Genomic DNA, 12,071 nt, shown 5'->3' on the forward strand with positions numbered 1-12,071 from the left:
TAGTTATCAATTGATAGTTATCATTCTATAACTACCATGTACAGTGGAGCGGTGCAAGCCCGACCGTCGCGTGCAGAACAGCTCGCGGACCTCGCCGATGTCGTGATGGCGGTGGCGCGCGCCGTCAAGGCGCAGGCCGCCGCCGACCCGGCGGTCCTCGATCTGTCCGCCACCGAGATCACCGTGCTGCGCTACCTCGATCACCATCCCGACGTCGGACCCAGCGCTGTCGCCGCGGCGACCGGGCTGCAACGCTCCAACATGAGCCGCGCGCTGCGCGATCTCGAAGCCAAGGGTTTGGTGCGACGGTCACCCGACCCGGTCGACAGCCGGCACGCGGTGCTGCGTTCCACCGGGTTGGCGGCGGAGAACCTGTCGCGGTTGCGCGCCATCTGGGCGCGGCTGGTCGGCGACGCACTCGACGCCTCGGGGGAGCAGCACGATCTGGCCTCGACGCTGGCGTTACTGCGCGCGCTGGAGAGCGGACTCGGCCGATGACACTGCTCCGTCGTCGGCGGATCGTGGTGCCGGTGGGTCGCTTCGACGCGTCCGCCGATCGGTGGCGCGACTCGACCCGTAGTGGGTCGGTCGAGTGTGCGCATCTGACGGTGACGACATACAACATCTGGTTCAACGACCTGTACCGGCAACAGCGCTACCGGGCGATCGCGGCGCTGCTGTCGCGAGAACTCCCCGATGTCATGGTCTTCCAGGAGGTGACCGAGGCTGCCCTCGAGGTGTTTCTCGCACAGTCCTGGATCAGGAAGCACTACAGCCGGGTTGCCGTCACCGGGGAGGGCAATTACGGCATGCTGCTGCTGTCGCGGCTGCCGATCCGGCGGAGCACCTACACCAGGCTGCCCACGCGGCTGGGTCGCGGTTACCTGACAGCGGAATTCACCATCAACGGCGTCGACCAGAAGATCGTGTCCGTCCATCTCGAAAGCGGGAAACAGGGGAAGGGGCTGCGGGCCCGTCAACTGTCGTGTCTGTTTCGCGCATTCCGCACCGACCCCGATGTGCTTCTGCTCGGCGATTTCAACATGCGCGACAACGAGAACCATCTGCTCGACCCGCGCTACCAGGATGTGTGGCCCACCCTGCGTCCCGACGAGTCGGGATTCACCGAGGACACCTCGATCAACCTCATGCGCTACGACATGAAGAACAAGCACCGCCACGTCCGGTTCGACCGGGTCCTGGTCAAAGGTCCGGCGTGGCGGGCTGACGGCATCGGGCTACTCGGTTGCGAACCCATCACACCGTCGCTGCCGAGGATCTTCCCGTCGGACCACTTCGGCGTGCTGTGCCGCCTGACGGCTCAACCGGTTTCCGGAGCGCCGGCCGGCCGCACGGGTTGGCGGCGGCGCGTGATCTCGAGGTAGGTGGTCACCGTGACGGTGACCAACTATGCCGAAATCACGGGAGGTCGACCGACATCGGGCCGACGCCCCAGATCTCGTCGCAGTACTCCTTGATGGCGCGGTCGGAGGAGAACATGCCGCTGCGGGCGGTGTTGCGGATCGACATCCGCGACCAGGTGTCGCCGTCGAGCCAGGCCCTGCTCACCTCGTCCTGGCAGTCGACGTAGGACCGGTAGTCAGCCAGCGCGAGGAACGGATCGTGGTGCAGGAGATTGTCCACGATCGGCCGCAGGACCTCGGTGTCACCGTGGGTGAACTCACCGCGCGCCAGCAGCTCCAGGACCGCCGCCAACTCCGGGTCCCGTTCCACATAGCTCAGCGAGCGGTAGCCCTCGGCCTTGACCTTCTCGACCTGGCTCTCGGTCAACCCGAACAGGAAGAAGTTCTCGGCGCCGGCCTCCTGGCGGATCTCGACGTTGGCGCCGTCGAGCGTTCCGATCGTCAGGGCGCCGTTGATCATGAACTTCATGTTCCCGGTGCCGGAGGCTTCCTTGCCCGCCGTCGAGATCTGCTCGCTCAAGTTGGCCGCTGGGTACACCAGGTGCGCGCTCTTGACGTTGAAGTTCGGCAGGAACACCACTTTGAGGCAGCGGTTGACGTCGGGATCGGCGTTCACCGTCTCGCCGACGGCGTTGATCATCTTGATGATCCGCTTAGCCATGAAATAGCCTGGCGCGGCCTTGCCACCGAAGATGAACACCCGCGGCGGGATCGTCAGACCCGGGTGCTGCTTGAGGCGGTGGTAGAGCGTGATGATGTGCAGCACCATCAGGTGCTGGCGCTTGTACTCGTGGATCCTCTTGACCTGGACATCGAACATCCAGGTCGGATCCAGCTCGATGCCGGTGGTCGAGTGCACGTACTCGGCCAGACGGGACTTGTTGGCGCGCTTGACGTCTCGCCACCGCTGCCGGAACGCCGGATCGTCGACGAAGGACTCGAGCCCTTTGAGCCGGTCGAGGTTGGTCAACCAGCCCGGGCCGACGGTCTCGTCGAGAAGCCGACGCAGACCGGGGTTGGACAGGGCCAGGAACCGGCGCGGTGTCACCCCGTTGGTGACGTTGCCGAACCGTTCCGGCCACATCTCGTAGAAGTCCTTCAGCACACTGGCTTTCAGTAGTTCGGAGTGCAGTGCGGCGACACCGTTGACGGCGTGGCTGCCGACGGTGGCCAGGTGCGCCATCCGCACCCGCTTGCCCCCGTCCTCACCGATGAGCGACATGCGCTGCACCCGCTCCTCGTCGCCGGGGAACCGGGCCCGCACCTCGTCGAGGAAGCGCTCGTTGATCTCGTAGATCAGCTCGAGGTGGCGCGGCAGCGCCTCGCCGAAGATCGACAGGGGCCAGGTCTCCAGCGCTTCGGGCAGCAGGGTGTGGTTGGTGTATCCGAACGTGCGCACCGTCAGGTCCCACGCCTGATCCCAGGTGAGCTGGTGCTCGTCGATCAACAGCCGCATCAGCTCCGCCACCGCGATCGACGGATGGGTGTCGTTGAGTTGGATCGCCCACTTGTCCGGCAGCGCGGACAGCGGCAGTCCCGCCCGATGCAGGTGGATGCTGAGGATGTCCTGCAGCGAGCACGTCACGAAGAAGTACTGCTGCAGCAGCCGCAGACGCTTGCCCGCCTCGGGCTCGTCGTTGGGGTAGAGAACCTTCGACACCGTCTCGGCGTCGACCTCCTGATCGACGGCCTTGTAGAAGTCGCCGCTGTTGAACGCATCCAGGGCGAACGACTCCAGCGCCCGCGCGCTCCACAGCGTCAGCGTGTTGCAGTTGTCCACCCCGTACCCCTGCACCGGGGTGTCGTAGGAGACGCCCTGCAGGACCCGCTGCGGCACCCAGCGCACCCGGAACTTGCCGGTGACGTCCTCGTACTCCTCGGTGTGGCCGCCCCAGTTCACCAGGTAGTTGGCGTCCGGCTTGTCGATCTCCCACGGGTTGCCGCGCACCAGCCAGTTGTCGGTCTTCTCCAGCTGCCAGCCGTCCTGGATCTCCTGGCGGAAGATGCCGAACTCGTAGCGGATGCCGTACCCGATCGACGGTCGCTCGAGTGTGGCCAGCGAATCGAGGTAGCAGGCCGCGAGCCGGCCGAGGCCGCCGTTGCCCAGCCCCGGTTCCACCTCGCAGTCGAGGATCTCGTCGAGATCCTGGCCCAGCTCGGCGAGAGCGGCGCGCGCCTCTTCCTCGATGCCGAGGTTGAGCAGGTTGTTGCCCAGCTGCGGGCCCATCAGGAACTCTGCCGACAGATAGCAGGTGACCTTGCTGGACAGATCGAGCCAGTCCTGCGTGGTCGCCATCCAGCGCTTCTGCATGCGGTCGCGCACCGCGAGGGACAGCGCACGGTAGTAGTGCTCCGGCGTCAGCACCGCGGCGGGCCGGGCGATCGAGTACATCAGGTGGTCCTTCACCGCGGCGCACAGCGCGTCGGCGGTCATCCCCGATCGGGTCTGTCCCGTCGGCCCCGCCGGCACCCCGTTGACCTCCGTGGAGTGGGCTGAGGCGGGGTTGACGACGTCGGTCACGGGCTCTCCTGCGGTCTCGGGGCGAGTGGTGGACGCGTTATTGTTCCGCCCCTGCATTTCATAACAGGGTCAGGGATGTGAACGCGCGGTTCGCCGCCAATTGTTCACTCGGGATTGCCGGGTGAATATTGACGATGTTGACTGGACGGGTGACGACCGGGACAGGCCGCAGAGCTGCGCTGCGCGGACGCCTGTCCGAGGCCATGCCGCCGATGTGGCATCTGATCGGCTGGACGGTCGCGGTGGGTGCGCTGTGCTTCGGGGTGCGCGCCCTCGTGCACTTCGAGAGCTGGTCCTACGCGATGGTGTGGCCCGCGGTCGCGCCCCAGATGGTGGCGCTGCTGACGTCGCCGCGTCGTCAGTGGCCCGTCTACCTCGCCACCTTCGCCGCGATCCAGATCATCCCGGCACGGATCTTCCTGGAGAACTCGCCCGAGGTCGGGGTGGTGTCGACGATGACGGCCGTGACGTTCGCCGCCGCCATGCTGCACCGCGACCAGGACTGGGTGACCGGCCGCAGCGACTCGCTGCGCAGCTGGCAGCGGTTCCTGGTCTACGGCGTGTTCCTGGCGCCGCTGCTGGCCAGTCCGCTGGGGATCGCCAGCTTGATATGGAACGGCGAGATCGCCACCGACCTCCGGTCGCTGGCCTTCGCGGCGTTGGCCTGGTACCTGACCGAGGCCGTCGGCATCGCGTTCCTCGTCCCGTTGATGCTGCGGTGGGACCACTACCGTCGGCGCCATCCCTGGCGCGAGGTCATGTGGTTCGTGGCGATGACCTTGCTGACGGTGGCACTCTGCGCCGCCTCGGCGACGAAGGGGAGCTTCGTCCTGATCTTCCTCACCGGCCTGCCCGCGCTGCTGGTGCTGATCCGGTCCGGCATCGCGGCGGCGTTCGCGGCCATGGCCGTCTGCTCCGGCCTGGTGCTCGGCAGCACGTTCGCCGGATACGGGCCGTTCGCCGCGTCGCTGGACAACCCGGGGCAGGCGATGATCTCGGCGCAGGTGTTCGTGCTCGGCGCCTTCACGATGGTGGTGACCGTCGCCGCGGCGCTGGAGGACCGGATGCGACTGGCTGCCCTCGACAACGCCAGCTACAAAGCCTATGAACTGGTGGCCGAGCTGACCGGCGACGTGGTGGTCCTCGTCGACGCCGACGGCAACCTCCTGCGTCGCGCGTCGCCGGGTCACGAGATCCTCGACCTGCCCGACGGGCGCGTCACCAAGGAGATGTGGCTCCAACAGGTCCACCCCGACGACCGCGCCGCACGTGCGCAGTTTCCGAGCTCCGGACATTCCGGGACGTCGGACCCGTTCCGTATCCGCAGGACGGACGGCACGTGGGGCTGGTACGTCGTGCACAGTCGACGCACCGCCGACGGGCTGACCGCCGCGGTGCTCCGCGACGTCACGCTGGAGCGGGAGGTGCAGGACTCGCTCGTGGACATGGCCAACACCGATCCGCTGACCGGGCTGGCCAACCGGCGCGGGCTCGCGTGCCGCGCCGCCGAGATCTGGGCCCGGGCCCGCGCCGACGGCGAACAGGTCACCGCGCTGTTCATCGACCTGGACCACTTCAAGTCGTTCAACGATCTCTACGGCCATCAGGCCGGTGACGAGTGCCTGCGCCGCGTCGCCGATGTCCTGCAGAATCTCGCCGACCCCAGCCTGTGCGTATCGGCGCGCTACGGCGGCGAGGAGTTCGCGGTCGTGCTGTCCGGGTGCGATGCCCCGCACGAGTTCGCAGGCGGCCTCGCCTCCGCGATCCGGGCACTGCAGATTCCCCATCTGGGAACGGACTCCGGGGCGGTGACGATCAGCGCCGGCGTCGCGACACTGCGTCCATGGCACACCGGCGCCGATCCCGACGCTGCGGTCGCCGAGCTGCTCGACCGCGCCGACAAGGCGCTCTACGTCGCGAAATCTAAGGGCCGCAACACGATCTCGATATTCGGTGATGACCCGGTGCTAATCGGCGAGCAGGTTCACCACGCCGCGGAACACCCGCGGGAGGCCGCAGGCAGCGGGCACGATGAGTGACCGCAGCGGCGACGTCGCGGCCTGGAGCAGCCCGCTGGTCATCAGTTGGTAGCGCCGGGTGGTGCGGCGCCACTGCTCTTCGTAGTCACCGGGCCGGTCTGCGGCCACGCTGTCGACCAGCAACCGCGAGGCGGCGAAGGCCAGTCCCAGTCCTTCGCCGGTGAGCGCGTCGACGTATCCGGCGGCGTCGCCCACCAGCAGGACCCGCCCCGCCACCCGGCCGCGCACCCGCTGACGCAGCGGCCCCGCGGCTCGGTCGGGTTCGTGGGCGAAACCGTCGATGCGTTCCCGCAGCCTCGGGAACGCATCCAGATGATCATCGAAGCGAGCCTGCCGCGACGTCAGGATTGCGATGCCCACACAGTCATCGGCCACCGGCGTCACGTAGGCCTCGCCTGCCCCGGGCACGCGCGACCAGTACACCTCGACGAAGTCGTTCCACGGAGCCACCGCGATGTGCCGTTTGAGGCCCCATCGCCGGATCCGGCCCGGCGGCTGGTCCAAGCCGAGGGCTGCCCTGATCGGTGAGTGCAGGCCGTCCGCGGCGGCCAGATACCGGGCGCGAATCCCGTTGACCGACACCGAGTCCGCATCCTGGGTGACACGGCCGACCTTGTCGTGCACGAGCTTGACCCCGGCCCTGTCGGCCTCGGCGAGCAGGGCGGCGTGCAGTGTGACGCGCCGTACTCCCAGCCCGGCGCCGGAATCGAAAAGCGCCGTGACACCCCGCCGTTCGTCGAAGTACGAGATGCCCCGCAGCGGCTTTCCCTCGGGCGCGACGCCGAGCAGGTTCAGCTGCTGTACCGCATGTGGCATCAACCCCTCACCGCATGCCTTGTCGATCGGGCCGGTGCGCTTCTCGATGACGACGGTCTGCAGGCCCGCACGGGCCGCATGGATCGCGGTGGCCAGGCCCGCGGGCCCGCCCCCGGCGACCAGCAGGTCGATCACGGCTGCGGCCGGTCCACCGGCGTCAGCGACCGCAGAGCCGTGTTCTCGACCGAGATCCGGGCCCACAGCAGCGCGGCGTTGAGCACCGTGAACACCAGTGCGGTGATCCAGGCGGTGTGCACCAGCGGGAGCGCGATGCCCTCGACGACGACGGCGACGTAGTTGGGATGCGACATGTACCGGTACGGCCCGCCGGTGACGCGGCCGGCATTGGGCACCACCACGACCCGCGTGTTCCACTGGTGACCGAGGGTGGTGATGCACCACCACCGCAGCACCTGCGCGGCCACCGCGACGGCGAGCATGGACCACCCGAGCAGCGGGATGAACTCGCGGTGTGAGGCCTCGTACAGGCAGCCGACCAACAGCGCGGTGTGCAGCACTACCATGACGGGGTAGTGCGACGCGCCGTATTCGACGCCGCCGCGGGCCTTGCTCCATTTCAGGTTGCGTTGGGAGACAACCAGTTCAGCGACGCGTTCCACCGCGACCGCGGCGATGAGCAAGGTGTAGGCAAGCATGCTGTCAGCGCCACCGCAGCAGGACGAGCTCGGAGCAGAAGCCCGGTCCCATCGCCATCAGCAGGCCGGGCTCACCGGCCGGCGGCTTCTTGGCGCGGGTGTCGCGCAGCACGTGCAGCACCGACGACGAGGACAGGTTGCCCACCTCGGCCAGCGACCGCCACGTCAGCTCCAGCGCATCGTCGGACAGCCCCAGCGCGGCGGTGATCGCCTCGATGACCTTCGGTCCGCCGGGATGGGAGACCCACGCGGCGACGTCGTCCACGCTCAGGCCGTGATCGCCGAGGAACCCGGTCATGTCGTCGGCCAGGTAGCGGTCGATCAGCTCGGGCAGGTTCGGTGAGAGGATCAGCTGGAAACCGGTGGCGCCGACCTTCCACCCCATGGTGTCGAGTGAATCCGGGTACATGCGGCTTCGTGAGTCCAGCACCTCCGGCCCGGCCGCCGAGATCGTCTCGGCGCGGCTCTCGCCGGCGGCGATCACCGCGGCGGCGCCGTCGCCGAACAGGGCGCTGCCCACCAGGCTCGCCATCGTCGGCTCCGCCGCCGGATAGGTCAGCGAGCACAGCTCGACCGACACCAGCGCGGCGACGTGGTCGGAGTGGCCGCGCAGGTAGTCGTGCATCCTTGCGATTCCCGCCGCGCCGGCGACACACCCGAGGCCGAACAGCGGGACCCGGCGCACGTCGGGACGCAGGCCCAGCCGGCCGACGAGGCGCGCGTCCAGCGAGGGCACGGCGATCCCGGTGACGGTCGTCGTCATGATCATGTCGAGATCGCTTGGGCGCAAACCGGCTTCGTCGAGCGCGGCGGTCAACGCCTCGCAGGCCAGATCCAGCGCGTGCTCGATGTAGAGCGTGTTGGCCTCACCGAAGTCCTTGAGCGACGGGTAGCGCTCGATGGGCAGCACGAAGTGGCGCGCGTTGACCTTGGAGTTCGCGTGCAGGGAGCGGACGACGTCACCGAGTTCGGCGAAGGCAGGCGCCTGCAGGAACACGCCGGTGATCTCGGCCTGGCTGTAGCGGTGCGGCGGGAGTGCGCCTTGTACGCCGGCGATGACGCTGATGGGGTTGTTCATGGGGCGATCCGTTCCGCTGATCTTTCGTGGGGTGACGCCGCCGGTTCTTCGCTGAACCCGAGGCGCTCATGGACGCGTGTGAGCCAGGCCGGTGCCCACCAGTTCGCGCCGCCCATCAAGCGCATGAAGGCGGGCACGAGCACCATCCGCACCAGGGTGGCGTCGACCAGCACGGCGAGGGTGAGGCCGAGACCGAACATCCGCATGAACGACACGTTGGCCGCGATCAGCGCCGCGAACGAGATCGACATGATCAGTGCGGCGGCGGTGATGATGCGGCCGGTGTAGGCGATGCCGAGGGCGACCGCCTCGTCGTTGTCGTAGCCTGCGAGCCGGAACTCGCGGATGCGGGAGACGAGGAACACCTCGTAGTCCATCGACAGGCCGAAAGCGATGCAGAACAGCAGCACCGGCATGTTCGCGACGAGCGTGCCGGTCGAGGTGGTCCCGAGGCCGGCCAGGTGCCCGTCCTGGAATATCCACACCAGCGCACCGAAAGTGGCGGTGAGCGAAAGCATGTTCAGGACAAGCGCTTTGAGCGGAACGACGATGCTGCCGGTGAGCAGGAACAGCAGTGCGAACATGATGACCGCGATGACACCGAACACCAGCGGCAGCTTGGAGGTGATCGCGTCGACACTGTCTCGGTTGACCTGCGCCGTGCCGGTCATCAGCACGTCGCGCCCGCCGGGGCCGGTGACCGCATGCAACCGGTCGAGCTGCGTCTCGGAGGCGTCGGAGAACAGCGGCGCGGTGCTGGCGACGGTGAGGAACGCGCTGCCGTCACTCTCGCCCGCGGGCGCCGACGGCGGTCCTGCGCGGGCGCCGTCGACGAACGTTCCGGTGGGGGCGGAGACGGCGGGCACCTCGGGCACCCGGGAGAGGTCGGCAGCGTAGGCGGACAGGTCGGCGGCGGACAGCCCGGCGCTGTCGGGGACGACGACCGTCACCGCCGTATCTGTGTTGTCGGCGAACTCGTTGCGCAGTAGATCGCCGACCTGATGCGCCGACGCCGACTGCGGCAGCACACGCTCGTCCGGAAAGCCCCACTTCACCCCGAGGAACGGGGCGCCCAGCACGAGCAGCAGCACGACGACGGCGAGGCCGAGCGGCAGGGCGCGGCGCATCACCGCCTTGGCGCAGCGATACCAGAAACGCTGCTCCACGGGTACCGGCTGCGGTGCGGGTCTGCGCAGGAGACGACGGGCCAGCTTGCGCACATCGAACGAGTCGATGCGGTCACCGAGCAACACCAGTGCCGCGGGCGTCACGACGATGGCGGCGGCTGCGGCGAACGCGACGGTGGCCACTCCGGCGTAGGCGAACGACTTGAGGAAGTGCATCGGGAACAGCACCATCGCCGCCATCGACAGCGCCACCGTCGTCGCCGAGAAGATGACGGTGCGCCCGGCGGTCGTCATGGTGCGCCGGATGGCGTCGGGGCGGTCGGCGCCCGCGGCCAGCTCGTCGCGGTAACGCGACAGGATCAGCAGCGTGTAGTCGATGGCCAGGGCCAGGCCCATCGCGGTCGCCAGGTTGAGGGCGAAGATCGACACGTCTGTGGCGAAGGTGACCAGCCGCAGCACCGCCAGCGTGCCGAGGATCGCCATTCCGCCGATGGCCACCGGGAGCGCCGCAGCCAGCAATCCACCGAACACCCAGACCAGCACGAGGAAGCTCAGTGGGATCGCCAGCGACTCCATCACCAGCAGGTCGCGCTGAGACTGCTCGGTGATCTGCACGTTGACCATCGCGGTGCCGCCGGTGGCGATGGCGATCCCGGCTGCGTCGTCGCCGGCACGGCTGACTCTGTCGGAGATCTCCTTGGCGTAGGTCTGCTGCTCGGCTTCGGTGCCGGTGATCCCGGCGACGATCAACCCGGCGGTGCGGTCCCTGCTGACCAGGTCGGCGGCCCCGGCTGCCGGAGTGGTCCACGGCGAGGACACGTCCACGACGTGCGGGTTGTCCTCGAGCTGGTGGACGATGCCGGTGCCGACGTCGCGGACCTGCGGAGTGTCGACGCCCTCGGGTGAGGAGACGACGATGAGCATCTGGACGTCGCCCTGGCCGAACTTCTCGGTGAGCAGGGCCGCGGCATGAGCGGACTCGGAACCCGGGTCGGAGAACCCACTGGGTGACAGGCTCGCGGCGACCGGAACGCCGAACACGCCCAGCACGGCCGTCAGCAGCGCCGCCGCGACGAGGATGCGACGCGGCGCGGCCAGAGCCGTGAGGGCGATTCGATGAAGCAGCTGAGTCTCCAGTCCGAGGGGAAAGCGCCTTAATTTACGACACGGAATACCGTCCGCGGGGGTTCACGTTTCGGACATATCGGTGACGGCTCGGCGCGGGTGCTAGCGGATTTCGACGTGCTGGTAGTCGAGCGGGGTCCGCCAATGTCCACCCCAGCGCCAGCCGCGGTCGGTGAAGGCACGCACCGCCGCGTCGCCGTCGTGGAGCATCCCAGCATCGGTCCGGCCGCGGTCGGTCCACAGACCGGCGTTGGCCGGCTGGTACGCGCCCCGGCTGTCGATGTACGGATTGAGCTTCGGGTTGATGTCGATCGCGCGGCCGTACGCGTGCAGCGACCAGTTCCCGGTGCCGGGGATGTCCCGGCAGTTGAACGCCGAGGTGTTGTTGTCGCGCATCGACAGCTCGTCGTCGGCGCCGGGATAGTTGTCGACGGTGCGCATCTTCTCGATCGGGAACCGCATGCGGTGCAACTGCGCGAAGATGTCGCCGACCTGGTCAGCGATGTCCCGGTGCACGACGAGCGCTCCGCGGTGGGTCTGCCCGTCGAATCCCCAGTAGTCGAGATCGACCCGCCGCAGCGCGTCCGGGGCGAGCGGGCAGCCGGGCCGCCAGGTGGTCCCGAGCTCGGCCGCGGTGACGGCGTGAACCTCGGCGGCCGCCGGTGGCGGCGACGGGGTGATGGGGGAGAAGGTTTCCGGCGCCACGTCGGGTGTCGGTGCCGGGGGGATAGGGGTTCCGGGCGGTGGCGGGGCCGGGCTGGACGCGGGCGCACACTGCACGAGCACCATCGTCACCGCGGCCAACGCGGTCAACCCCGCGAACCTCACCCTGTCACGGTACCGCTCGGCGAATTCGCGATTAGTTGCGCTAATCACTTCTGTTAGTGGTGCTTTCAAAATTGACGGGTACATCACAAATCGGCCGTCGTTGATGTGATGCACGCCATTGCCACGTTATATTGTGTCCGTCATCACAGAGAGGGCGTGTCATGGTCGGTTTCAGTGAGGGCGCAATGGTCCCGCAGGCTGTCGAGTCACGCCGTTCGGCGCACTCCGTCAATTGGTTGCTGGCGGCGTTGATGATGGTCATCCTGGTGGCCGCGATTGCGGGCGTGACGGTGGCGCTGTTCAGCGGAATGCCCACCCTGGCGCTGGTAATCGCACTGGTCACCGGTGCAGCGTTCGCCGGAATGGCCTGCTGAACACCCGCTAGGCCCTCCTCACCCCCAAGGATCGGGGTGAGTTTTTCCATCCCCGTACGCGCGGGTTGTCCCTACCGTCACCG

The 12,071-nt window shown here is 68.0% G+C and carries 10 protein-coding genes; 4 read left to right on the forward strand and 6 right to left on the reverse strand.

The window, feature by feature from the left end:
* Positions 1 to 51: 51 nt before the first annotated feature.
* Both EL337_RS04800 and EL337_RS04805 read left to right on the forward strand, forming a co-directional pair.
* The gene (locus EL337_RS04800) at positions 52 to 498 is read left to right on the forward strand and encodes a MarR family winged helix-turn-helix transcriptional regulator (protein WP_157866352.1); all 447 of its coding nucleotides are present in this window, start codon (positions 52 to 54) and stop codon (positions 496 to 498) included.
* A complete protein-coding gene (locus EL337_RS04805) occupies positions 495 to 1,385 on the forward strand; it encodes an endonuclease/exonuclease/phosphatase family protein (protein ID WP_083443262.1) in 891 nt (296 codons plus the stop codon). The genes EL337_RS04800 and EL337_RS04805 overlap by 4 nt, the downstream gene beginning before the upstream one ends.
* Positions 1,386 to 1,419: 34 nt before the next feature.
* Here EL337_RS04805 and EL337_RS04810 read toward each other — a convergent pair whose 3' ends face one another.
* Positions 1,420 to 3,945, reverse strand: a complete 2,526-nt coding sequence (locus tag EL337_RS04810) for a glycogen/starch/alpha-glucan phosphorylase (protein ID WP_048635016.1) — start codon at positions 3,943 to 3,945, stop codon at positions 1,420 to 1,422.
* Between the two features lie 149 nt (positions 3,946 to 4,094).
* On the opposite strand from EL337_RS04810, the gene EL337_RS04815 reads away from it, so the two are divergent.
* Positions 4,095 to 5,984, forward strand: a complete 1,890-nt coding sequence (locus EL337_RS04815) for a sensor domain-containing diguanylate cyclase (protein WP_232786910.1) — start codon at positions 4,095 to 4,097, stop codon at positions 5,982 to 5,984.
* Here EL337_RS04815 and EL337_RS04820 read toward each other — a convergent pair.
* From EL337_RS04820 to EL337_RS04840, 5 genes are all read right to left on the reverse strand, one after another.
* Entirely contained in the window at positions 5,913 to 6,935 is a 1,023-nt protein-coding gene (locus EL337_RS04820) for an NAD(P)/FAD-dependent oxidoreductase (RefSeq protein WP_048634958.1), read from the reverse strand. The two genes, EL337_RS04815 and EL337_RS04820, sit on opposite strands and share 72 nt — an antisense overlap.
* Positions 6,932 to 7,456 (reverse strand): isoprenylcysteine carboxyl methyltransferase family protein, encoded by a 525-nt coding sequence (locus EL337_RS04825; protein WP_048634959.1) that lies wholly within the window; start codon positions 7,454 to 7,456, stop codon positions 6,932 to 6,934. The genes EL337_RS04820 and EL337_RS04825 overlap by 4 nt, the downstream gene beginning before the upstream one ends.
* 4 nt (positions 7,457 to 7,460) lie before the next feature.
* Positions 7,461 to 8,522 carry a type III polyketide synthase gene (locus tag EL337_RS04830; protein WP_048635017.1) on the reverse strand — a complete coding sequence of 354 codons (1,062 nt, stop codon included), beginning with the start codon at positions 8,520 to 8,522 and terminating at the stop codon, positions 7,461 to 7,463.
* A gap of 8 nt (positions 8,523 to 8,530) precedes the next feature.
* A complete protein-coding gene (locus EL337_RS04835) occupies positions 8,531 to 10,786 on the reverse strand; it encodes an MMPL family transporter (RefSeq protein WP_083443264.1) in 2,256 nt (751 codons plus the stop codon).
* Between the two features lie 102 nt (positions 10,787 to 10,888).
* A complete protein-coding gene (locus tag EL337_RS04840; protein ID WP_232786911.1) occupies positions 10,889 to 11,614 on the reverse strand; it encodes a M15 family metallopeptidase in 726 nt (241 codons plus the stop codon).
* 161 nt (positions 11,615 to 11,775) lie between these two features.
* On the opposite strand from EL337_RS04840, the gene EL337_RS04845 reads away from it, so the two are divergent.
* The gene (locus EL337_RS04845) at positions 11,776 to 11,988 is read left to right on the forward strand and encodes a hypothetical protein (protein ID WP_048634961.1); all 213 of its coding nucleotides are present in this window, start codon (positions 11,776 to 11,778) and stop codon (positions 11,986 to 11,988) included.
* Positions 11,989 to 12,071 lie beyond the last annotated feature (83 nt).

It is taken from the genome of Mycolicibacterium aurum, assembly GCF_900637195.1.
Classification (GTDB): domain Bacteria; phylum Actinomycetota; class Actinomycetes; order Mycobacteriales; family Mycobacteriaceae; genus Mycobacterium; species Mycobacterium aurum.